This window comes from Paenarthrobacter sp. NPDC089307, assembly GCF_040685055.1.
In the GTDB taxonomy this organism is placed as follows: Bacteria; Actinomycetota; Actinomycetes; order Actinomycetales; family Micrococcaceae; genus Arthrobacter.
In genome coordinates this window covers 45,095-67,372 of the sequence record NZ_JBFBHE010000009.1, presented here as the reverse complement: position 1 = coordinate 67,372, position 22,278 = coordinate 45,095, and the positions used below count along the sequence as shown (strand labels likewise).

The window sequence follows — 22,278 nt, the reverse complement described above, 5'->3', positions numbered from 1 at the left end:
GTGCACCTTTTGCCCCGTGAGCAGGAGAAACTCATGATCGTGGTGGCCGCCGACCTCGCGCGGCGCCGCCAAGGCCGCGGGCTCAAGCTGAACTACCCCGAGGCCGTGGCCATCATCAGCTACGAGCTCATTGAAGGCGCCCGGGATGGCAGGACCGTCGCTGAGCTCATGAGTTACGGAACCACCCTGCTCACCCGCGAAGACGTGATGGAGGGTGTCCCGGAGATGATCCACGACGTCCAGATCGAGGCCACCTTTCCTGACGGCACCAAGCTCGTCACCGTCCACAACCCCATCCGTTAGGAGCCCCCATGATCCCCGGTGAATACAGGCTCCGGCCCGGTTCCATCGCCTGCAACAGCGGCCGTGAGGCGATCGCCGTCGAGGTTGTGAACCGTGGCGACCGGCCCGTGCAGATCGGCTCCCACTACCATTTCGCCGAGGCGAACCGCGCCTTGGAGTTCGACCGCGATGCCGCCTACGGCCGCCGCCTGGACATCCCGGCGGGCACGGCCGCACGCTTCGAACCGGGGGACAGGAAGACTGTCCAGCTGATCGCCCTGGTGGGGGAACGCGAGGTTTACGGCCTCAGCAACGCAGTGAACGGAAAGCTCGACGGCGGCACCCGGCCAGGCGGCACTGTCACCGAAGGAGTAAACAAATGAGCTTCGAGATCTCCCGCAAGCAATACTCCGAGCTCTACGGGCCCACCACGGGTGACGCCATCCGACTGGCCGACACCGAACTGTTCCTTGAAATCGAAAAGGACTACACGGTTTACGGCGAAGAAGTGGTGTTCGGCGGGGGCAAGGTGATCCGCGACGGCATGGGCCAGAACGGCCAGCTCACCCGCGCGGAAGACATTCCGGACACCGTCATCACCAATGTCGTGGTCCTTGACTACAGCGGCATCTACAAGGCCGATGTTGCCCTCAAGGACGGTCACATCTTCAAGATCGGCAAGGCCGGGAACCCGCAGATCACCGATGGCGTGGATATCGTCATCGGAGCCAGCACCGAGATCATTGCTGGCGAACGGAAAATCCTCACCGCCGGCGGCATCGATACCCACATCCACTTCATTTCGCCGGAACAAGTCCCCGCGGCGCTGTGCAACGGCGTTACCACCATGGTGGGAGGCGGCACCGGTCCGGCCGAAGGGACCAAGGCCACAACCGTCACGCCCGGCGCCTGGCATATCTCCAGGATGCTGATGGCCGCCGAGGGATTGCCTGTGAACATCGGCCTCTTCGGAAAGGGCCACGCATCCGCCGTCGAGCCGCTCGCAGAGCAGATCCGCGCCGGCGCCGTCGGGCTGAAAGTGCATGAGGACTGGGGCTCAACAACGTCATCAATCGACATGTCCCTGCGCGTCGCCGATGAATACGACGTACAAGTGGCCATCCACACCGACACCCTCAATGAATGCGGGTTCGTCGAGGACACCATCCGGGCAATCGACGGCCGCGTCATCCACACCTTCCACACCGAAGGCGCCGGCGGCGGGCACGCCCCCGACATCATCAAAATCGCCGGACTGCCCAACGTCCTCCCCGCGTCCACCAACCCCACGCTGCCCTACACGAAGAACACCCTCGAAGAGCACCTGGACATGCTCATGGTGTGCCACCACCTCAACCCGGACATCCCCGAGGACGTGGCCTTCGCCGACTCCCGGATCCGCGCCGAAACCATCGCCGCCGAAGACGTCCTCCACGACCTCGGCATCTTCGCCATCACCTCCTCCGACTCCCAGGCCATGGGCAGGGTAGGCGAAGTCGTGACGAGGACCTGGCAGGTGGCCGATGCCATGAAACGGCAGCGAGGAGTGCTGCACGACCCCACCGGAGCCGTGCACGGTTCCCCGGATAGCGACAACTTCAGGCTCAAGCGCTACGTGGCCAAATACACCATCAACCCGGCCATCGCCCAGGGCATGGCAGATTCCATAGGCTCGGTGGAAGAAGGCAAATTCGCCGACCTCGTCCTGTGGGACCCGGCCTTCTTCGGCATGAAACCCGAACTTGTCATCAAAGGCGGGCAGATCGCCTACGCGCTCATGGGCGACTCCAACGCCTCCATCCCCACCCCGCAGCCACGCACCATGCGGCCCATGTTCGCCACCTACGGGAAGGCGCTCCAGCAGACGTCCATCACCTTCCTGTCCCAGGCGGCCATCGACGCCGGCGTCCCGGCCGAACTCGGCCTCGAGCGCATCATCAAACCTGTCTCCGGCATCCGCAACCTCACCAAAGCGGACCTGAAATACAACGGCGAAACCCCGGACATCGCCGTCGACCCCGAAACCTACCAAGTGACGGTCGACGGCGAAGAAGTCACCTCCCAGCCCTCCGACGTGCTGCCCATGGCACAGCGCTACTTCCTCTTCTAGGAGCCACATGATCATCGAACGCATCCTGGGCAACATCCACGAACAGCCCGCCGGAGCCCACTCAGGCCTGCACAAGGAAAAAGTGGTCCTCCCCAGCAACCTCCTGGTCAAACGCATCCAACGCGTCACCACCGACCACGGCAAAGAACTCGGCATCCGCCTGCCCAGCGGCTCCGGCGACCTCCGCGACGGCGACATCCTGGCCCAGGACGACCGCAACGTCATAGTCATCTCCGTGCTGGCGACCGACGTCCTGGTCATTGCCCCGCGTAGCATCCACGAAATGGGGGTCGTGGCGCATTCACTCGGCAACCGGCACCTGCAGGCACAGTTCTTTGATGCTTCTTCTGAATACGGGGCCGACGTGATGGTGTGCCAGTACGATCACACGGTCGAGGACTACCTGAAGAGCGTCAACGTCCCCTACGACAGGCAAGAGCGGGTCATGCCGGTGCCGTTCCGCCATGCTGAGCATTCGCACTAATTCAGCGGTCATGTCGCGTTTCGTGGGTGACCGTGGCTGGGGCGCCGTACCGGGATTTGGGCCGTGCCCGCTTCGCGATGCCCGCCACGCCGCGGCCCAAAATCCCGGCACGGCTCCGGCTTTTTGGCTCACCTGCGAGGCGGCATGACCTCGTATCAGCTGGCTCTTCAACAGTTGACCGACTCCGCGTTGCCTACCGGGGCGTTTGCTCATTCTTTGGGGTTTGAGGGCTACATCGAGCGTGGGCTGGTTGGTGATGAGGAGAGTTTTGAGGTTTGGCTTTCGGCGTTTGTGGGGCAGCAACTGACTTATTCGGATGGGTTGGCTATCCGCTTTCTTTATGAGGGGGTGGATGTTGGGCTGCTGGATGGGGTTTTGTCTGCGCAGCTGTTGGCCCGGGAGGTTCGGGAGGCTTCTTTGAAGATGGGTGGGCGTTTGCTCGAGATCGGCGGGGAAGTGTTTCCTTCCGGGGAGTTGGAGGCCTACCGGGAGTTGGTTGGCGCGGGGGCGGCCGGGGGACATCAACCCTTGGCTTTTGGGCTTATTGCCCGGTCCCTGGGCGTTCCATTTGAAGAGGCACTTTCCGCCTATTTGTTCGCCACGGTCACTTCACTGACGCAGAACGCCGTGCGTGCCATTCCGCTGGGACAGAACGCCGGGCAGCGGGTACTTCGCCAAGCGCACGACGCCGTTGCTGCCGCCCTCCGGGATGTAGCACAGCTGTGCTGGGACGACTTTGGGGCTGTGAGCCCCGGGCTGGAAATTTCACAAATGCGGCACGAACGGCAACGCGCCCGCATGTTCATGAGCTAAAGCAGGAGGACACATGACTGAACCCATCAAGATCGGCATCGGCGGACCCGTAGGAGCCGGAAAGACCCAGCTCGTGGAGCGGATCACCCGCCACATGAGCGGCGACATTTCCATGGCCGCCATCACCAACGACATCTACACCATCGAAGACGCCAAAATCCTTGCGGCCAACGGAATCCTGCCCGAAGACAGGATCATCGGCGTCGAGACCGGCGGGTGCCCGCACACCGCCATCCGTGAAGACACCTCCATGAACACCGCCGCGATCGAGGAACTTAAAACCCGGCACCCCGACCTGCAGGTGATCTTCGTCGAATCCGGCGGCGACAACCTCTCCGCCACCTTCAGCCCCGAACTGGTCGACTTCTCCATCTACATCATCGACGTCGCCCAAGGAGAGAAGATCCCCCGCAAGGCCGGCCAGGGCATGATCAAGTCCGACCTGTTCATCATCAACAAAACGGACCTGGCACCCCATGTGGGAGCGGACTTGTCCGTCATGGAACGGGACTCCAAGGAATTTCGCGGTGATAAGCCGTTCTGCTTCACGAACCTCAAGACCGATGAGGGGCTGGAGAGTGTGCTCAACTGGATCCGCCGCGACGTCCTGATGCTCGACTTGGCTCAATGAGCGTAACCAAGTCCGCGCTGTTCTCACCTGGGGCGGCGCCCGCGGATGAAGGGGGCCGTGCCCGCTTCGCGATGCCCGCCACGCCGCGGCCCCCTTCATCCGCGTCCGCTCACCGCCCAGTGCGGGGGCGGTTGCAGCTCGGAGTTAGTGTGCGGGGCGGGAAATCCGTTGCCTCGCATCAGTTTCATGAGGGGGCTTTGCGGGTGTTGCGGCCGCACTACTTGGATGGGTCCGGCCAGGTTTGTTATGTCATGGTCAATCCGGGCGGGGCTTATCTTGGGGCGGATTTGTTTGTTGTTGAAGTCGAGGTGGAGGCCGGGGCGGATCTGTTGCTGACCACGCAGTCGGCTACCAAGGTGTATCGGACTCCGGGGTCGTTTGCTGAGCAGCGGATGAACATCAAACTGGGGGAGGGCGCCAGGTTGGAGTTGCTGCCGGACCAGTTGATCGCCTACCGGGAGGCCAGCTATCGGCAGAATTCGCACATCAGTCTCCATCCGACGTCATGCTTTGTCATGGCCGAAGTCATCACGCCGGGGTGGTCGCCGGACGGCGGGGCTTTTCGCTACGAGGAAGTGCGGTTGCGGAACGAGATCCGTGTGGAAGCCGCCCACGGTGAAGAGCTGCTGGCGTTGGACAATCTCCTGATTCGCCCACCTGTCAGCGATGTGGCGGGGTTGGGGTTCATGGAGGGCTTCAGCCATCTGGGATCGCTGGTGGTGGTGGACCCGAGGGTGGACCAGGTGCTGGCTGATGAGCTGGCGCGAAAGGCCGCGGAGTTTGAGGCGTACAGCGGAGTTTCCTTGACCAGGACTATTGCCGGGACCACAGGGCTTGTGCTGCGATCGTTGTCGAACAGCACTGAGGAACTGAACACGCTGCTGGGTGCCTGCACTGGGTTCCTTCGGGAACGTTGGTACGGGCAGGAGCCCCTGAATCTGAGGAAATATTAGTGACTGCCCTGACCGATTTCGCCGCCATGTACCGGGAGCGGGACGCCCTGTCGCTCCGGACCCGCTTGCTGTTCACCTTCGGTGCCGTGGGCGCATTGCACCTTGCCGCCGTCGTGCTTTTGTTGATCGGTACGGTCGGTGCGGCGCAGCCGTTGGCGCTGGGGCTGGTGGTCACTGCGTATGTTGCAGGCATCAAGCACAGCTACGACTGGGACCATATCGCGGCGATCGACAACTCCACCCGGAAGTTCGTTGCCCAGCGAAAGGACCCGGTGAGCGTGGGGTTTGCGTTCAGCCTGGGGCACAGTTCGGTAGTCATTCTGGCAGGACTGCTGGTGGTTGCCGGGGCAACGCTGATCGGGCAGTTCATGGAGGACGGCACCACCGGTAACACGGTCCTTGGCTTGATCGGCAGCGGTGTCTCCGGTCTCTTCCTGCTGGCGATGGGCCTGTTCAATGGCTCCGCGTTCCTCCGCGCCACGCAGGTATACCGCAAAGTGCAGGGTGGCGGCGAGCTGCGCCCCGAAGACCTGGAGGCCAAAGGCTTCGTCGCCCGGCTGCTGGCCAAACCCCTGTCCAAAGTGGAGCGGCCCAGGAACATCTATGTGATCGGTTTCCTGTTCGGCCTGGGGTTCGATACCGCCACCACCATCGGGCTGCTGGTCATCACCACGACGGCGTCACTCGCCGGGGTTTCGCCGCTCGCCCTGATGGCGCTCCCGCTCGCTTTCACCGCCGCCATGACCCTGTGCGACTCGGTCAACGGTGTCGCAATGATGAAGATGTATAAATCCGCCATTCATAATCCCCGGCGAAAGCTGGGCTTCAACGCGGTGATTACCGGCATCTCGGCGGTCTCGGCATTGTTCATTTCCGTGATCACCCTGGGCGGGTTCTTCAATGCCGCGTTGGGACTGAATGATCCGCTGACAACCTGGCTTGGCGAAATCGACCTGGGTGACGCCGGCCTGATCCTGGTGGCATTGTTTGTCATCGTTTGGGCCGTGTCTGTGTGGCGGGGGAGGGCCTCCCGGCGCGGGACGTAGGCGTCGAAGGAAAATACTTCCCGCGCCATGTAACCCTGGTCGGGCAGCCGGAAACAATACAAGTATCCTGCAGGTCCGGGCTCTACATTTCAGGGGGAAAATCGTGCTTTCCGAGCGCGAATTGGCGTTCATCGCCATTCATAAAGACAGCTATCCAGCCGTATTCAAGTTTGTTCGTCGACGCGTGGAGTCGGTGGAGGTAGCCGAAGAGATTGCCGCGGATGTTTTCCGGGTTGTCTGGCAAAAGTGGACCGACGATTCCACGCCGGAGCTCCCGTACCTTCTGACAGTTGCCCGCAACCTGGTGGGAAATGCATACCGGAGCCGTGACAGGCGCCTCGCACTGCAGGAGAAGCTGCGTACGACGGCGGTTCAGCGCTTTGGGGACGACTCCGAAAACGTCGCTGTCCAGGATGCTATGGAGCGCATGCGGGAAAAGGACCGCGATATTTTGCAGCTGGCCTACTGGGACGGCTTGAGCACAGCTGAGATTGCCGGAGTCCTTCAATGCAGCGAATCGGCGGCAAAAGTTCGCCTGCACCGCGCACGCACAGCCTTCCGCAAACAGATGCCTGCGGCGGCGGAATTTACTACACAGAAGTTGGGGGCCTGAAGATCATGGATCCTATCAAGAACCAAATTTCAGCAATTGACCCGTGGGATATGAATGACGCTCCGGAACCCAACGGTGAGGAGGCGCTCCACAAGATCCTGTCTGGGACCACGGTCTTCAGTGATGCGGATTCGCTGGCCAAGGTGACTTCCCTTGATAAGCGCAGGGAACGGAAGTTCCAGATTGCCGGCGGACTGTTGCTTGGCGCTGCTGCCGTCACTGCGGGTGTCCTCGTGGCAGCCAACTTTGGTCCAGTAAGTTCAACGCCGGCGCCGGCCGTGACGGTGACATCGCCTGAAGCAACGCCGACGCCCAGCGCATCCGCCACACCGACACCAACCCCGACGCCCTCGGTGACACCGTCGGCGGCGCCCACGGTTGCCGCGCCCGTGACTACTCCGCCCGAAGTTCCTACTGCTCCGGCGGCTGCACCAACAACCACCCCCTCCCAGGCGCCTGTGGCGAACCCTCAAAAGTTCACCTTCCCCGACGGGCACTTGTCTTTCACTCTTCCTGTTGGCTGGAGTGTCAGGACCGAGCAGGGGCCATCCGCGACCGAGGCGGAGGAGGCTACCTCGACCATCGCCAAGGTACTGGACAGTTCCGGCACCGAGGTTGCAGTGATATACAGCGGCACCTATGGGGACGGCACCGGGGGAGTGGTGGACCGAACCATTTTCGATCGGGCCGTGGTACCCGGCGTCCGCGACAATTCGGGTGAGCTGGTGGAGCTCGGTTTCGTGTCGTACCAGCCGCAGTACATTCCCTACGAAGGGCCCCCCTACGAGGGAATGCCATCACCCCGGACGGGTCCTGTTGAAGGTCCTCCGACGTACGTCATGGATGCGCGGGTCTCCTCGGAACTCAAGGCCGGAATCAGCTCCTCAGGAACCAACCAGGTCAGGGTTCCCAACGGCATCATGAGCGCCTACGTGCTCTTTGACCAGTCGAAGCAGCCCACCTTCGCTACCCCCGAAGCTGCAAAGGCTTGGATGGGCACTACCCAGTACGCCCAGCTGAAGGCCCTGCTGCTGAGCTTGAGCTACAAGTAATCACCCAAGTAGGTCGCAGATCAGGCCGTTCTGAACGCTCAGAACGGCCTGATCTGCGACCTAGTTGGGTTAGCGGCATGTTGGCACTGTACCCGTGCATGGCTTCCGGGGAAAACGCTGTGCATCTGTCCATAACGAAGCTCGGTTGGCTTACATAGGGTTGAAGAGATCTGCTTCACAAAGCACCCCCGAATCAACCAAGGATGAGTTTCAACGATGAAGAGCATCGCCCTCCTGCGCGAACGAGCCACCCGCGTCATGCCCACCGGTTCACACTGCCCGGCATCGGGTCTGTGGAGCCCGGATTGTGAACCGGACGCTGTCCAGGTTTTCGCTGAAGGCCACGTGCTGCCGGCCCACAACGGCGTCCCTACGGTGTGGAGGCGGCGGACTTCCGTCGACGTTTCGGCATGACCAGCTCCATCCTGAACAGGCCCGCGGACTACCGCCACGTGCCCTCTTCGGAGTGGGCCGAGCTGAGCACCGGTGATCCTGTATGGATTTACGACGTCGCGTGGGGCGCCGGCACTGGCCGCGTGGACGATGTTTCCAAGCACCAGGAACTGCTGTGGGTAGTCCTCGAACCGACCGGCCGCAAGCTCATTTGCGGCACGGACGACGTCGAGGTCTGGGCCGCCTGAAAAGCTCGCCGAGATGGCAGATAATGACAATGTCTGAGCGGATCATTGTCATTAAATGCCATCTCGGCGTTAACTAATTGGCCACGAGCAACATGCTCGGTGAGCCTGTCTCCACGCGGGCCACGGGACCATCCGGCATCCCGGTTTCCGGGTCCAGCCTGAAGCTCACGACGTCGTCGGAGCCTTCGTTGGCCACGTACAGCCAGCCTTCACGGACCAGGTGGTGGCGTGGCCACTCGCCGCCGCACGGAACCTCGCCGACCGGCTCAACTCCGGTGCCGTCTCCGGAAACTTCCAGCACGCAGATGCGGTTGGTTCCCCGCACGCCCACGTAGGCGAAGCGGCCATCCGGAGACAACGCAATCTCCGCCCCGGCGTCGCCGTCCTTGGCCCCTGTGGCACTCGCCGGGACCATGGATTTCAGTTCGTAAGTACCGTCCGGTTCCATGCGGACCGCTGCCACTTCGACGGAGTACTCGGTGTCCACGAAGACCGTCCCGCCCTGGTGGCGGGCCATGTGGCGCGGACCCGAGCCCATGGGCAGGATCACTTGGTGGTCCGGCTGCAGGCCCTCGCCGGGCACGTACTGCCACACGCGAACCAAGTCATGTCCCAAGTCAGTGGTCATCACCCGACCGTCAGGAAGCATCAGGCTCGAATGCGCCCGGCTGGGCCGCGCATCGTCCGCGGACGTCGCAGTGTGAGGATCGACGGCGGCTGCCGCACTGGCGCGCGAGGTGATGGCGCCGTCGTCGTCAAGTTCAAAAAGGATCACCTGGCCGTCGCCCCAGCAGGTGACCACAAGGAAACGGCCCTGCGGATCAGCGGCCACATGGCAGGTCGCTTCTCCGGTGGGCCATGGTTCACCAAAGGCCTCCAGTGTGGATCCGCCGGTGCGCCGGTAAGCCTGCACGTGCCCGGCTTCCTCGGCCACGGCGTAGAGCACCGGGAGAATGGGGTGCAGCGCCAGGAACGACGGCGAGTCGGCTGCAACGGCGAGTCCCAGGGACGTGAGCTTTCCCTCGGAATCGGCGGAGATTGCCCCGATTCCCTTGCCTTTGGCATTCCGGTCAGCCGTATAGGATCCGGTCCAGATAACGGTTTCCATATCAGTCCTCCCTAGTGTCCCTGAACGTCGGAGTCGACGCCGGCGTCCGGTCCGGCGTCGAGTGTTTGCAGTTTGCTGAGGTCGTCCTGGTCCAGTTCGAAGTCGAAGACGTCCAGGTTCTCCCGCATGCGCTGGGGGTTGGCCGTCTTCGGGATCGCAACAAGTCCTTGCTGGACATGCCAGCGGAGCACCACCTGGCCTGGCGTCTTCCCGTACTTTTCGCCGACGGAAGCCAAAACCGGGGCGTTCAACAAGTCGCTGCTGGCGCCCAACGGGCTATAGGACTCAGTGACGATGCCATGCCGCTCGTTATACGCGCGCGCCGCCGGACGCGGGATCGAAGGGCTGACTTGGATCTGGTTCACCGCAGGCACTACCTGCGTCTCCCGGAACAGCTGATCCAGATGGGCCGGCTTGAAGTTGGACACCCCAATGGAACGCACTTTGCCTGAAACCTGAAGTTCCTCAAACGTTTTCCAGGTGGAAACGAACTCGCCGCGGCGCGGAAGGGGCCAGTGGATCAAGAGAAGGTCAACATACTCCAGCCCCAGGCGTTCCAGCGATCCGTTCAATCCGTCCACGGCCTTGCCGGAACCCTGGAATGCGCCGTCCAGCTTGGTAGTGATGAAGAGTTCCGCGCGGTCCACCCCGCACGCAGCGATCCCTTGGCCTACGCCTTTTTCGTTGCCGTACTTCACCGCTGTATCAATGTGCCTGTAGCCGCAAGAGACAGCCTCCACCACGGCGTCGGCAACCTGGGCATCGTTCAAAGGCCACGTGCCGAGGCCTAGTTGCGGGATCGTATTGCCGTCATTGAGTTCGATAACTGGGGCAGGTTTCATGGGCGCACATTCCTTTCGTAAAGCCGATCGCTCAGCTCCATGTAGTCCTCACCCACCACCTGGAGCCCGGGGTGCTGGTCATGCCATTGAACGATCTCCCGTGCACCATCGGCAAAGGGGATGGTTGCCCGGTAATCGGGAACGAGTGCCTTGATCTTGGAATTATCAAACACTACGGAGTGCGAGCGATCGCCCAACAGGTTGGGGCCCAACTCCGGGCTGTGGGCCGCGATGGTTTCGGAGGAAACATGGAACAACTCCGGCTCGTCCACTCCCGCCGCCCGCGCAAACAGGCGGTAGATCTGGTTCCAGGGCAAGAACTCGTCAGAGGTAATGGTGTAGCTCTCGCCTATGGCTTGCGGCCGGCCCAGAAGGCCTGCAAAAGCCTTGGCAAAATCACGGCTGTGGGTCAGCGTCCAAAGGGAGGTCCCGTCCCCGTGGACCATGACCGGCATTCCGGAGCGCATCCTGTGGATGTCAGTCCACCCACCCACCATGGCGATCTTGGTCCTGTCATAGGTGTGGGAAGGCCGCACCACGGTCAGCGGGAAGTCCTGTTCGCGGTAAGCCTCGAACAATAACTCCTCGCAGGCAATCTTGTCTTGGGAGTACTTCCAGAAAGGGTTTTTCAGCGGTGTCGATTCCCGGATGGGCAGCGTGGTCGGCGGCTTTTGGTACGCCGAAGCGGAACTGATGAAAACGTACTGGCCGGTCCGCCCGCGGAACATTTCCAACCCGGCCCGCGCGTGATCCGGCGTGAAGGAGATGAAGTCCGCAACGGCGTCGAACTCCCGTCCCTGAAGAGCCCCACGCACGGCATCCGGGTCCCTGACGTCCGCGTGCAGTACTTCGGCACCGTCGGGAACCGGCCGACCGGCTGACCGTCCCCTGTTGAGGATGGTCAGCCGGTGGCCCAGTGCGACGACGCGTTCAGCCGCCGCCGCGCTGATGACCCCGGTCCCGCCGATGAACAGGATGTTCCGCGGCGAGACCGTGTCCGCTTGGGGCAGGAGGCTGCTCACCAGGCGTAGTCTTCGGGGGCTGGGCGGTGGCCCGGGAAGATGTCATCCAGCCGCTTGAGGGCGTCCTCATCCAAGGAAACGTCCAAGGCGCGGATGGCTGCATCCAGCTGCTCCTGCGTCCGCGGGCCAACAATGGGGGCAGTCACGGCGGGCTGATGCAGGAGCCAAGCCAACGCCACGTCGCCAGGCTTCTGTCCCAATTCGTCAGCGAAATCCTCGTACCGGCGGATCTGGTCCTCGTGCTTCTTGAGGGTCTCGAGTGCCCGGCCTTCAGTCCGCCGGACGCCCTGCTCCTCCTTCTTGAGCACGCCGCCCAACAGGCCACCCTGCAACGGCGACCACGGAATCAGGCCGAGGCCGTACTGCTGGGCTGCCGGGATGACCTCCAGCTCCAGCTCCCGCTTGAAGAGGTTGTAGATGGACTGCTCGCTCACCAGGCCTGTGTAGTTCCGCCGGCGTGCTGCTTCCTGCGCCTGGGCGATGTGCCACCCCGCGAAGTTGCTGCTGCCCGAGTAGAGGATCTTTCCCTGCTGGACTGCGACCTCGATCGCCTGCCAGATCTCATCCCACGGAGTTTCCCGATCAATGTGGTGGAACTGGTAGATGTCGATGTAATCCGTCTGCAGCCGCTTGAGGCTGGCGTCCAGTGCGCGCCGGATGTTCAGCGCGGACAACTTGGATTCATTGGGCCGCTCGGTCATGGTGCCGTAAAGCTTGGTGGCGAGCACGGTCCGTTCGCGGCGCTCGCCGCCCTTGGCGAACCAACGGCCGATGATTTCCTCGGTCCAGCCACGATGCTCCACGCCGCCATAGACGTTGGCGGTGTCGAAGAAGTTGATGCCCGCGTCCAAGGCGGAATCCATGATCGAATGGGCGGTTGCCTCGTCGGTTTGGGGGCCGAAGTTCATGGTTCCAAGGCAGAGGCGTGAGACTTTCAGGCCGGAACGGCCCAAGTGGGTGTACTGCATGTCGGGGAGGTCCTTTGTGTTCGGCTGGTGGTCTTAGAGCTGGGTAAAAGCGGCGACGGCGGGATCGGAGCCGATGCGCGCGCCCGCCTCAAGGGCGGTGATGGCGGCGAGTTCGGATTCAGTGAGGGTCAGATCTGCCGCGCCGAAGTTCTCGCGCATCCGGGAGGAATCCGCGGACTTGGGGATCACGATGGTTCCCTGTGCGAGGTGCCAGGCAAGGATGACCTGTGCAGGAGTAGTCCCATGTGCTGCGGCGATCAATGCCACCTGCTCGGCGTTCAGGTCCTTGCCCTGTCCCAGCGGGCTGTACGCCTCCACCGCGATACTGAGGTCGCGGCACTTGTTGGCCAGCTCGCCCTGCTGGTACGTGGGGTGGAGCTCGATCTGGTTCACCGCAGGAACCACATCCGCTTCCCTGAGGAGCGTGTCCACGTGGTCGGACAGGAAGTTGGAAATGCCGATGGCCCGGATCTGCTTGTCCTGGTAAAGCTTCTCCATCTCCTTCCAAGCCTGGGTGAACAGGCCTTGCGACGGGACGGGCCAGTGGATCAGGTAGAGGTCCACTACCTCCAGGCCCAGGGCGTCGCGGCTTCGCTGGAAGGCGTCATAGGCCTCGCCTTGCTCGCCATTGCGGAGCTTGGTGGTGACGAAGATTTCTTCACGGGGAATGCCTGAGGCGTTGATGGCGGCGCCGACTCCGGCCTCGTTCCGGTAGGCGGCTGCGGTGTCGATGTGGCGGTACCCCGCTTCCAGGGCGTCCTCCACCACCTTCTGCGTTTCGTCGGCGGGTACTTGGAAGACACCAAATCCCAGCTGCGGGATGGTGACGCCGTTGTTCAGTGTCAGCTCTGGCATGACGGTCTCCTTCGACGGGATGGTTATGGCCGTGGCGCTCCGGTTTGGTGCTGCAACCGTGGAACGGTTACCAGAAAGCGTTTTCGGAGGCTCTGTAATGAGCCTATTCAGTTTTGGTGCCTGAGTCAGCAGTACAGCCTGATCCTGTTTTTCCTAGGTCTGGTAGTCCTACCCACAACAGTGGCCTTTCACACATCCTGAACGGCAGAATGGACGGATGGGTCAAAGCGCCGAGTTCGGTAAATTCCTCAAAGTCATGCGTGCCCGCCTCCAGCCCGAGGACGCCGGGGCTCAAGAGTCCAGCGGTTCCCGCAGAGTGCCCGGACTCCGCCGCGAAGAGGTGGCCCGGCTCTCCGGAGTGAGCACGGACTACTACACCCGCCTGGAACAGGGCCGCAACATCCACCCCTCCAAGGCGGTCCTTGACTCGGTGGCACGGGCGCTGCGGCTGGATCCGGGGGAACAAGCACACATGATGGACCTGCTGGAGCATTGCGCCAGTTCCGCGGGCAACCCCGGCCCCGTCCAAAAGGTCCGTCCTGCTCTGCGGCAGTTGCTGGAAGCGGTGGGGGATGTCCCTGCAATGGTCCTAGGCCGGCGTGCCGATGTCCTGGCCGGAAACCGCATGGCCCATCTTTTGTTCACGGATTTCACCTTGCTGCCGGCCGCTGAACGCAACCTCACGCGGTGGCTCATTCTGGATCCTGCCGCCGGGGCATTGTTCCGCGACTGGAAGACCGTTGCCGCCGAAGCCGTGGGTGCGCTGCGCATGGACGTCGGCCGCCACCCCAACGATCCCCAGACCAACCAGCTTGTAGGTGAGCTCGCCGTCCACAGTGAGCAGTTCCGTCAGTGGTGGGCCGGGCACAGGGTAGCCACGCGCGCCGCAGGTACCGTCAGGCTGCACCACCCCGTGGTGGGCGACCTGGAACTGAACTTTGAGACGCTGAGTCTCCCGGACGACCCCGACCAGCTCCTGAGGATCTATTCCGCCAAGGCCGGTTCGCCGTCGTCGGACGCTTTGACGCTGTTGAACATCGGTGACGTGGGCACCCAAGCTGAGTCGCCCGTGCCCGAACCTGCCCGCCGGGATGACAGTTAATGCCAATGTCGGCCTGAAACATTGGCATTAACTGTCAACTCGTTGGAAGGGGAGTCAGCGCTCCAGCCGGAAGCCGAGCTTGATGGTGACCTGCCAGTCGGCAACCGCGCCGTCCTCCAGGTGCCCGCGGATTTCCTTGACCTCGAACCAATCGAGGTTCCGCAGTGTTTGGGACGCCGTCGCGATGCCGTTCTTGATGGCGTCGTCCACGCCCTCTGTGGAAGTTCCTACAATTTCGGAAACGCTATATGTGTGGCCAGCCATGGTGCTCCTCATCAACGTCTTGCGAATCTTTGGAAAATCAGGCCCGCAGGGCAGGCCGTCCATGCAGACTAGCCCACGGAACTCCGTGCGGCCAGAGGTCCTGGGGCTTAGCTTTCGCGCCAGTCGTTGCTGGTGATGTGCGAGCCTGCTTGAGGTCCCATCTGCAGCATTCCGCCATCCACCGGCCATGAAGCGCCGTTGACGTAGCTGGCGGCCGGCGATGCCAGGAACGCGATGACGGCGGCGATTTCGCGGGCATCCCCGGGCCGTCCGAGAGGCACTCCGGGGCGTTCTTTTGCTGTCGCGTCTTCGTCTTCCTGGCCCGTCATGGGCGTGGCGATTTCGCCCGGAGCCACGTTGTTGGCGGTGATTCCGTGCTCCGCCAGTTCCAAGGCCATGGTCTTGATAAGGCCGCCGAGTCCGTGCTTGGAAGCATCGTAGGCCGAGGCACCAACGCGTGGCTGGAACTCGTGGACACTGGTGACGGCAATGATGCGGCCACCCTTGCCCGCCTTGACCATGCGCTTGGCCGCCGTCTGCATGGCAACGAAGGCGCCGTTGAGGTTGGTGTCCAGCGTGGACATCCAGGTTTCATAGTCCAAGTCCAGGAACTTGGTGCCATCACCGGTTCCGGAATTGTTGACGAAGACATCCACGCCGCCAAGTTCTTCCGCGAGGCTGTCCACCGCGGCAGCCGTTCCGCGGGCGTCCTTGGTATCCAGCTGGTGGACTATTGCCTTGCGGCCCAAGCCGCGGACCTCTTCGGCAGTCTCCTCGGCGCCCTGCTGGTCCGAATGCCAGGTGATTCCAACATCCATGCCGCCCTTGGCCAAGGCCACCGCAGTGGCCCGCCCGATCCCTGAATCCGAGCCTGTGACGATGGCGGTCTGCGGGGCAAATGGTGCGTCGCTCATGGTCCTGCCTTTCACTGATGTGATGGATCCGATGATGTATCCCTACCCTCTGGCCTCGGCGGTAAACACTCCCCGCGCAAAAGGTCATCCCGGCGGGTGGGGAGGGCGTGTAGATTTTCTTGCAGCAGCATCCAGCGAAACCCACAACCAGGAGTACTCATGTCAGAAGTTATTGTCGTCGGCGTCGACAACAGTGAAACGGCCAAACGTGCAGCAGTGGCGGCAGCGAAGCTCGCCACCGCCCTGGGCGCCGAACTGCACGTCATCAGTGGCTTCTCGGATGACCGGATCGAGGAATTCGGCAGCGGCAGCGACCGCATCACGGTCTCTTCAGCCGACTCCGCCGAATACGTGGCCCGCAAGGTCTCCGAAGAGCTCGACGTTCCGGCCGGCAACATCAAGTACTTCGCTGCCCGCGGCAACCCTGCAACCGCCCTGATCAACTACGCCGAGACCAACAACGCCTCCCTGATCGTTGTGGGCAACAAGCGTATGAAGGGCCTGGGCCGTGTCCTCGGCAGCATCGCCAACAGCGTGGCACACGGCGCTCCGTGCGACGTTTACATCGTGAACACCGAAGTCGACGCGTAACACCCATGTAGGTCGCAGTTAAGGGCGTTTTGACCGCTCAAAACGCCCTTAACTGCGACTCAGTTGGGCGGCCCCGGGCGTTAGTGGCCCTGGAACGCTTCGGCCAGCCACCACGATCCGCCGTCGGAGGCTATTTTCGCGTCGATGACCAGTGGTTTGGTTTGTGTTCCGGCGCGGTAGGCGGTTAGCCAGGGCTCGACGGCGGCCAGGTCGGCTATGGTTCGGACCGTCACGCCTTCTGCTCCGAACCCGCGGGCGATCGCGGCGATGTCGGTGTCCGGGAAGACTACGCTGGCGAGGTCCGCGTCCGGGTGCCCGCCGGCGAAGTGGTGGACTTCGGCTCCGTAGGCGGCGTCGTTGTAGACGATGCACAGCAGTGGCAGCTTCATGCGGACCGCGGTTTCGAGTTCGCTGATGCCCATGAGGAAGCCGCCGTCGCCCGCGCCGAGCACCGGGAGCCGGTGCGGTTGCGCCACCGCCGCGCCGATCGCCGTGTAGAGGCCCAGCCCGATGGCTTGGAAGGCTTGGGTGAAGCAGAACCCGTATTCGTCGGGCACGGCAAGGTATTGGCTGGGGTAGCCCATGAAGTTGCCGGAATCGACGGATACGATCCGTTCCGCCGGCAGCAGGGTGTCCAGCTCACGGGTCAGGACCCGCGGGTCAATGGAGGCTTCGGTGGACAGGTCCTCCGTTTCGACGTCCCGCCATCGCGACCGTTCCTTGATGGCCAAGGCAATGGATTCGGTACGGTATTTCTCCGCCGGTTCAGGCTGTACCTCCGCCAGCCACGACAAGGCATCAGCCGCGGTCAGCGCCGAATCGCCCAGCACCCCGAGCGTGATGGGCCGGTTGGCACCCAGCGAGGAATCTTCGACGTCGACCTGGACCACCTGGGTGCCGGCCGAAATCAACCTGCCGTGCCGCATTGTCCACATGTTCAGGGCGCACCCCCACCCCACAATGAGGTCAGCGCCGCTGATCAGTTCTGCGGTCAGCGGCGATGAGAAGCCGCCGGAGATCCCGAGGTTGTGCGGGTCGCCGTTGAACAGCCCGCTCGCCACCGCCGACGTCGCGACCAGCGCGCCCGCATGCCGGGCCAGAGCCAGGATTTCGTCCCGGGCTCCGCGTCCGCCGCGTCCGGCAACGAACACCGGCCGTTCCGCGGCGGCGATCAGGGCCACCAATTGCTGCACGCCGGCAGTGTCCGGGCGGACCTTCAGCGGTTCAGGCACGACGACGGAGCCCACCTCGTCTGCGGCGGTTCCGGCTTGGATGTCCAGCGGCAGGCTCACGACCACTGTACGGCGTTCATTCAGGGCCGTCCGGTAGGCCCGGACGGTATCGGCGACCGCGGTTGCGGGGGAGTGGATCCGTTCTGCGACCGCTCCGACGCTGCGGGCCAGGGCGTCCTGGTCGATCTTGAAGTTGGACCGGGTGGCGGCGGCCTGGGTGTCGGCGGTGAGCACGATCATGGGGGTCCGGCTCTTCGCCGCCTCCCCGATTCCGGTGATGGCGTTGCTCAGCCCGCACCCCTGGTGGGTGGTGACCACGCCGATCTTCCCGGACATCCGCCCGTAAGCATCGGCCATGGTCGCCGCGCCACCTTCATGCCGGGCCGCGGTGAACGGGACACCTTCAGCCATCAGGGTGCTGGTGACATCGAAATTCCCGGAACCGACCACCCCGAAGACATGCCCGACGCCGAGTTTCGCCAGGGTCCTGCCCACCAGGGTTGAAACCCGTACGTCCCCGCTCATGCGCCCCCCACCGCGCCCTTTTCCACCAGCGCGTACACACGGCTGGGGCTGCCCGTACCGCCCACGATCGGCAGCGGCGCCACCACCAACGTAGCGCCTGTGACCGGGAGCCGGTCCACGTTCCGCAGCGATGTCACCCCGTACTTGTCCGCTCCCAGCAGGAAGGAATGCATCGGGAACATCGGGTCGAGCCCGCCGGCCTGGCCAGCGTCGATGCCCACCGTTTCCACGCCGAAACCGCTGATCGAGTCGTTACCGGCCAACCATTTGGCACCAGCGGCAGAGACGCCGGGAGTGTGGGGACCGGCGTCGTCCGCGTTGACGAAAGCCGCCGCGTCAGCGCCACGGGCCGCCCAACCAGTCCGGAAAACCACCCAGCAATTCTCCGGAAACGCACCATGCTCGGATTGCCACTGCTCAAAATGCTCCGGTTCCAGCAGGAAGTCCGGGTCTGCCGCGGCCTCTGCCGTTTTATCGATCACCACCACCGGCCCCACCAACCGGTGCGGTTCAATCCTGTCCACGGACTTGCCATCCTTGCCCGTAATCCAGTGGACCGGGGCGTCCAGGTGCGTCCCGGCGTGCTCACCGACCGTGACGTCGTTCCACGCCCAGGCCGGGCCGGCGTCGTCGAAATTGCTCACCGGGGACACCGACAAGCCAACCGTGTTCGCGAAAGGCTGCGGCAAGTTCAGGATGGGGGTTTCAGAACTCAGGGGAGTAGTGAGGTCGATGATCTCCACCGAACCATTCGAAAGGGCTGCAGTGAGCCCGGCCAGAACAGACATTGTTCTCCTATCGCTTACGTGGTTTCAGTGCTGCTTGAATACGGGAAAATTTTGACGGTTTGGGGGCCAGCCTCTGCGCCACCAAGTGTCCGGACCCTCCGGAAAGGCCGGGGCCCGGGTGGGTGGAAGCTCCGATGTGCCAAAGGCCCCGAATAGCGGTGCGGTGTCCGGCAGCCTCCGGGAAGGGCCGCCACAGCAGGTTTTGGAAGAGCTCAGCCGTGCCCCCGTACGGATCGCCGTGCACAGCGTTGGGGTTGGCCGAGGACAGATCCGTCGGAGCCAGGATGTCGGAGGCGAGAACGCTTGCGCGGGTCCCGGGAGCGAACAGTTCCAGCCGGGCCAGGACCCTTTCCAGGTAGCCCTGCTTCAGTTCCCCGGTCCAGCCACTGGCTACGTCCAGGTTGCCCGCGGCGTCGCCCACAGGCGCAAATGGGACCTCCTGCAACTGCAGCCAGAGTGTGGCTTTGCCCTCCGGCGCGCGCGACGGATCCAGCACGTATTGCTGTCCCACCACCACCGTTGGTTCGGCGGGGAGCAGTCCGGCCTCGGCCTGGGCGCAGGCAATTGCCGTGCTGTCCGAACCGTTGCCGATGTGGATCAGCGGGACATCGTTCAGCCTGGGGTCAAGCCACTCCACGGGCTTGTCCAGGGCGAGGTGGATCTGCATGGCACCGCGGCCGTTCTGGTACCTGCGCGCTGCATCGGCCAGGCCCGCGGGAGCATCCGGAAGCAACCGGGTGTACAGGGCCTGGGGTGAAACGTTGGCCAACACTGTTTCCGCCGGGACAATCCCCTGTGAAGTCCGGACACCCTTCACGGAACCGGACGACACCAGGATCTCTTCGGCCTCCGCACCCAACATGATCCGGACACCGTTATCCCGCAGCAAGGATTCAAAGGCCGCGACAAAGCGGGAGGCGCCGCCCTTAACCACGGGGAGCCCGAAGCCGTGCATGCTCATTGCCAAGACCGGCAGCATCACCCCACCCGTGGCCTGGTCGGGGCCAAGGCCCGCATGCAGGAGCCAAGGCGACCACAACTGGTCAGCTTCCCAGCCATCAAAGCGGCTGCGGAGATAGTTGCGGCCGCTCATCACCGAGTCCCGGACGAAAGCTTCCTTCGCCGCCAGGCCACCCTTGCGGATGGCCCCGAAGGCAATCTTCGCAACGTCCGGAAAGGAACGGAGTTCGGCCCCGAAGGCGCCAAATACGATGTCCGCGTTACGGCCAAGATCATCCAGCATGGCCAGGTAGGCAGCGTGGTCTCCGGGTTCCTTGAATGCGGACGCTGTTTCCTTTGGATCACGATGCGCAATGACCACCCGTTGTTCTCCCGTGGCAGGATCCAGCGCAACGGCCGCCGTCACAGGACCGGAGGTATTGCAGTACTCCAGTCCCCGGGCATGCAGTTCCTTGCCCAGCACCCCGTACGCGCCTCCGGACACGAACAGCGGATGCCAGGAAGAGAAGGTGTCATGGATGAATCCCGGCAGGGTCCGTTCGGAGGAATGGATGAAGCCGCCCAGCCGGTCTGCGCGCTCGATAACGCATACCCGCTTTCCGTCCAGGGCGAGTTCGGCCGCGGCAACCAGGGAGTTGATGCCGGAACCGATGATTGCGACGTCAAAGGAGTCCATGCAGGGCAGTTCCTCTCAGAAATCAGGATGGCTGGCGGTGGCGTGGTACTTGCCGCCGTGGAACACCAGGGGAGCGCCGCCGTCGTGTTTGTAGCTTTCCACTTCACCCACGTAGATGACATGATCCCCGGCGTCATGTCGCGAGATGGTCCGGCACTGGAATGTGGCCACGGCGCCGTTCAGCAGGGGCACGCCGGCGATGCCTTCGATGGTGTCCGCGCCGGCGAACTTGTCCGTTGCGGGCGTGGCGAACTGCCGGGACAGGACGTGCTGGTCGCTCGCCAGGATGTTGATGGCGAAGTGCGTGGCTTCCTCGAAGTCGCCCAGGCTGGGTGCGTGCTTGCTCGGGCACCACAGCACCAGTGGCGGCTCCATGGACACCGATGTGAACGAGTTCGCAGTCATGCCCACTTTCCTGCCGTCCGCCGAGACAGTGGTGACCACAGTGACGCCGGTGGCGAACTGCCCCAAGGCGCTCCGGAAGTCACGGACGTCGAAAGTGGACGTGTCTTCCTCTTTCCTGGCCTGCATGAAATCTACTGCTGCAGTGGAGTCGAACCACCATGGGTAGGAGGTCCGCGGGTCGTCGAAACCGTTCACGATGCTTGCTGCCAGCGCGGGATGTTCAGCGGCTTCGCTGAGCAGCGTCTTTTGGTGGTCCCTGCGCGGCTTCAGGAGGTCGTTGGTCCACTCGACGGCCCATTGCCCCCATCCGCGCCAGAATTCATCGAAGGTCCGCTCCATCCACTGGCGGTCGAACGGTAGGTGGCCGCGTCGGACAATCGAGTCAAGGTAGTACTTGGCGGCCAGGGTTGCATTGTTGGAGCCCTGCCCGGTGAGGGGATCGTTGAGGACCACGGCATCGCCCAGGCCGAACACCAGTTTCCCGGTTCCGAGTTCCGCAACGGCGGACCTCACCGTCGGCGTGATGCGCCCCATCAGCGTGGCTCCGTCGTCGGTCAGTTCCGCTCCGGCGAAGTTCCCTGCTTCGTGCGGGAAATGCTCGCGCAGGATCTCCAAGGAGCGTTCGAGCTGCTCTTCGGGACTCCCGACGTCGGTCCAGCGGTCCATGGGGCCGCCCACCACGCCTTCGAACACCATCATGCGGCACGGGCCGGATACTGTGAGGCCCGGGAACGTGAAGAATTCGCCGACGCCGGGGGCCATGGACATGCGGATGGCGTCGCCTGCAGCGCCGTCCCCCACACCGCCGGCGGCAGCCCCGGCGTCGGGCTTCACATAGTTCAGCGCCAGGACGCGCTGCGGGCGGTCGAAGGGGGACTTGGCTTTGTCCCGGGGGAAGATCCCGCCGATTTCCCCTTTTCCTGTGCTCACAATGACGAGCTCGTAGTCCCGGGCGAGTTCCTCGAGCATGCGCGGGGTGACCTTCTCGATGCGGAAGTCACCCCCGGCAGCAACGAAGGCCTCGATCCACAGGGCGCTCTTGATCCGCTGGTCGATGGAGCGGGCGGGGCCGTCCAAAGGGGCTTCCCATTCGATCGGTTGTTCGGCGTCCACGCGGAGCCGGATGGAGGTGATGGCGGGGACTGAACCGGATTCGTAGTATTCGGTGAGGGCCGTGCCCATTTGCGCTTCGGCGTCCAGTGCCGTGGAGAACATGCACTGGCTGGACATTACTTTGCCGGCGCGGATCCGGGCTGCTGAACGGTCCGAGAACAGCGTTACCGGGTACCCCTCCCGTTGCAGGCCCAAGGCTAGTTGGGCGCCGGATTCGCCGGCCCCGATGATTGCTATTTTTCGCATGTTTGAGTCCTTTTAGCAGGGCTGTGCCATAAAGCGCGGTTG

The 22,278-nt window shown here is 63.3% G+C and carries 25 protein-coding genes; 14 read left to right on the top strand and 11 right to left on the bottom strand.

The window, feature by feature from the left end; genetic code table 11:
- The 12 genes from AB0N72_RS19880 to AB0N72_RS19825 all read left to right on the top strand — a co-directional run bounded on the left by AB0N72_RS19880 (nt 1) and on the right by AB0N72_RS19825 (nt 8,625).
- Nucleotides 1-303, top strand: coding sequence for an urease subunit gamma (locus AB0N72_RS19880; protein ID WP_363934719.1), 303 nt, complete (start codon nt 1-3; stop codon nt 301-303).
- Nucleotides 304-311: 8 nt separating this feature from the next.
- A complete protein-coding gene (locus tag AB0N72_RS19875; protein ID WP_363934721.1) occupies nt 312-665 on the top strand; it encodes an urease subunit beta in 354 nt (117 codons plus the stop codon).
- Nucleotides 662-2,392: an urease subunit alpha gene (gene ureC / locus AB0N72_RS19870; RefSeq protein WP_363934723.1), complete on the top strand. Its 1,731-nt coding sequence runs from the start codon at nt 662-664 to the stop codon at nt 2,390-2,392. Before AB0N72_RS19875 ends, ureC begins: the two co-directional genes overlap by 4 nt.
- Before the next feature lie 7 nt (nt 2,393-2,399).
- A complete protein-coding gene (ureE, locus tag AB0N72_RS19865) occupies nt 2,400-2,876 on the top strand; it encodes an urease accessory protein UreE (RefSeq protein WP_363934724.1) in 477 nt (158 codons plus the stop codon).
- Nucleotides 2,877-3,020: 144 nt separating this feature from the next.
- On the top strand, nt 3,021-3,689 hold the full coding sequence (locus tag AB0N72_RS19860) for an urease accessory protein UreF (RefSeq protein ID WP_363934726.1): 669 nt from the start codon (nt 3,021-3,023) through the stop codon (nt 3,687-3,689).
- A 13-nt stretch (nt 3,690-3,702) separates the two neighbouring features.
- Nucleotides 3,703-4,320: an urease accessory protein UreG gene (gene ureG, locus AB0N72_RS19855; RefSeq protein WP_363934728.1), complete on the top strand. Its 618-nt coding sequence runs from the start codon at nt 3,703-3,705 to the stop codon at nt 4,318-4,320.
- 251 nt (nt 4,321-4,571) lie between these two features.
- Nucleotides 4,572-5,273 (top strand): urease accessory protein UreD, encoded by a 702-nt coding sequence (locus AB0N72_RS19850; protein ID WP_363934729.1) that lies wholly within the window; start codon nt 4,572-4,574, stop codon nt 5,271-5,273.
- Nucleotides 5,273-6,319, top strand: coding sequence for a nickel transporter (locus AB0N72_RS19845; RefSeq protein ID WP_363934731.1), 1,047 nt, complete (start codon nt 5,273-5,275; stop codon nt 6,317-6,319). The genes AB0N72_RS19850 and AB0N72_RS19845 overlap by 1 nt, the downstream gene beginning before the upstream one ends.
- Before the next feature lie 103 nt (nt 6,320-6,422).
- Nucleotides 6,423-6,932, top strand: a complete 510-nt coding sequence (locus tag AB0N72_RS19840) for a sigma-70 family RNA polymerase sigma factor (RefSeq protein ID WP_363934733.1) — start codon at nt 6,423-6,425, stop codon at nt 6,930-6,932.
- 50 nt (nt 6,933-6,982) lie between these two features.
- Nucleotides 6,983-7,984 carry a hypothetical protein gene (locus AB0N72_RS19835; RefSeq protein WP_363934735.1) on the top strand — a complete coding sequence of 334 codons (1,002 nt, stop codon included), beginning with the start codon at nt 6,983-6,985 and terminating at the stop codon, nt 7,982-7,984.
- Nucleotides 7,985-8,200: 216 nt separating this feature from the next.
- On the top strand, nt 8,201-8,398 hold the full coding sequence (locus AB0N72_RS19830; RefSeq protein ID WP_363934737.1) for a hypothetical protein: 198 nt from the start codon (nt 8,201-8,203) through the stop codon (nt 8,396-8,398).
- Nucleotides 8,395-8,625 (top strand): hypothetical protein, encoded by a 231-nt coding sequence (locus AB0N72_RS19825; protein WP_363934739.1) that lies wholly within the window; start codon nt 8,395-8,397, stop codon nt 8,623-8,625. Before AB0N72_RS19830 ends, AB0N72_RS19825 begins: the two co-directional genes overlap by 4 nt.
- 73 nt (nt 8,626-8,698) lie before the next feature.
- Here AB0N72_RS19825 and AB0N72_RS19820 read toward each other — a convergent pair whose 3' ends face one another.
- The 5 genes from AB0N72_RS19820 to AB0N72_RS19800 are packed head-to-tail and all read right to left on the bottom strand — an operon-like array spanning nt 8,699 to nt 13,420.
- Nucleotides 8,699-9,733 (bottom strand): beta-propeller fold lactonase family protein, encoded by a 1,035-nt coding sequence (locus AB0N72_RS19820; RefSeq protein ID WP_363934741.1) that lies wholly within the window; start codon nt 9,731-9,733, stop codon nt 8,699-8,701.
- Between the two features lie 11 nt (nt 9,734-9,744).
- Nucleotides 9,745-10,575 carry an aldo/keto reductase gene (locus AB0N72_RS19815; protein ID WP_363934742.1) on the bottom strand — a complete coding sequence of 277 codons (831 nt, stop codon included), beginning with the start codon at nt 10,573-10,575 and terminating at the stop codon, nt 9,745-9,747.
- Nucleotides 10,572-11,597 (bottom strand): NAD-dependent epimerase/dehydratase family protein, encoded by a 1,026-nt coding sequence (locus tag AB0N72_RS19810; RefSeq protein WP_363934744.1) that lies wholly within the window; start codon nt 11,595-11,597, stop codon nt 10,572-10,574. The genes AB0N72_RS19815 and AB0N72_RS19810 overlap by 4 nt, the downstream gene beginning before the upstream one ends.
- Nucleotides 11,594-12,565 (bottom strand): aldo/keto reductase, encoded by a 972-nt coding sequence (locus AB0N72_RS19805; protein ID WP_363934746.1) that lies wholly within the window; start codon nt 12,563-12,565, stop codon nt 11,594-11,596. The genes AB0N72_RS19810 and AB0N72_RS19805 overlap by 4 nt, the downstream gene beginning before the upstream one ends.
- 33 nt (nt 12,566-12,598) lie before the next feature.
- Entirely contained in the window at nt 12,599-13,420 is an 822-nt protein-coding gene (locus AB0N72_RS19800; RefSeq protein ID WP_363934748.1) for an aldo/keto reductase, read from the bottom strand.
- A gap of 217 nt (nt 13,421-13,637) precedes the next feature.
- Between AB0N72_RS19800 and AB0N72_RS19795 the strand changes: the two genes are divergently transcribed.
- Entirely contained in the window at nt 13,638-14,522 is an 885-nt protein-coding gene (locus AB0N72_RS19795) for a helix-turn-helix transcriptional regulator (protein WP_363934749.1), read from the top strand.
- Between the two features lie 54 nt (nt 14,523-14,576).
- Here the strand turns inward: AB0N72_RS19795 and AB0N72_RS19790 are convergent, their stop codons facing one another.
- Together AB0N72_RS19790 and AB0N72_RS19785 are read right to left on the bottom strand one after the other, a co-directional pair.
- Entirely contained in the window at nt 14,577-14,786 is a 210-nt protein-coding gene (locus tag AB0N72_RS19790; RefSeq protein ID WP_011773002.1) for a dodecin, read from the bottom strand.
- Between the two features lie 107 nt (nt 14,787-14,893).
- Nucleotides 14,894-15,700: an SDR family oxidoreductase gene (locus AB0N72_RS19785; RefSeq protein WP_363934750.1), complete on the bottom strand. Its 807-nt coding sequence runs from the start codon at nt 15,698-15,700 to the stop codon at nt 14,894-14,896.
- Nucleotides 15,701-15,859: 159 nt separating this feature from the next.
- Here AB0N72_RS19785 and AB0N72_RS19780 point away from each other — a divergent pair, with 159 nt between their 5' ends.
- Entirely contained in the window at nt 15,860-16,291 is a 432-nt protein-coding gene (locus AB0N72_RS19780) for a universal stress protein (RefSeq protein ID WP_363934751.1), read from the top strand.
- Between the two features lie 80 nt (nt 16,292-16,371).
- Here AB0N72_RS19780 and AB0N72_RS19775 read toward each other — a convergent pair whose 3' ends face one another.
- The 4 genes from AB0N72_RS19775 to AB0N72_RS19760 are packed head-to-tail and all read right to left on the bottom strand — an operon-like array spanning nt 16,372 to nt 22,236.
- Nucleotides 16,372-18,048: a thiamine pyrophosphate-binding protein gene (locus tag AB0N72_RS19775; protein WP_363934752.1), complete on the bottom strand. Its 1,677-nt coding sequence runs from the start codon at nt 18,046-18,048 to the stop codon at nt 16,372-16,374.
- The gene (locus AB0N72_RS19770; protein ID WP_363934754.1) at nt 18,045-18,836 is read right to left on the bottom strand and encodes a cyclase family protein; all 792 of its coding nucleotides are present in this window, start codon (nt 18,834-18,836) and stop codon (nt 18,045-18,047) included. The genes AB0N72_RS19775 and AB0N72_RS19770 overlap by 4 nt, the downstream gene beginning before the upstream one ends.
- Before the next feature lie 7 nt (nt 18,837-18,843).
- Nucleotides 18,844-20,472 carry an NAD(P)/FAD-dependent oxidoreductase gene (locus AB0N72_RS19765; protein WP_363934756.1) on the bottom strand — a complete coding sequence of 543 codons (1,629 nt, stop codon included), beginning with the start codon at nt 20,470-20,472 and terminating at the stop codon, nt 18,844-18,846.
- Nucleotides 20,473-20,487: 15 nt separating this feature from the next.
- The gene (locus tag AB0N72_RS19760) at nt 20,488-22,236 is read right to left on the bottom strand and encodes a flavin reductase (protein ID WP_363934758.1); all 1,749 of its coding nucleotides are present in this window, start codon (nt 22,234-22,236) and stop codon (nt 20,488-20,490) included.
- Nucleotides 22,237-22,278 lie beyond the last annotated feature (42 nt).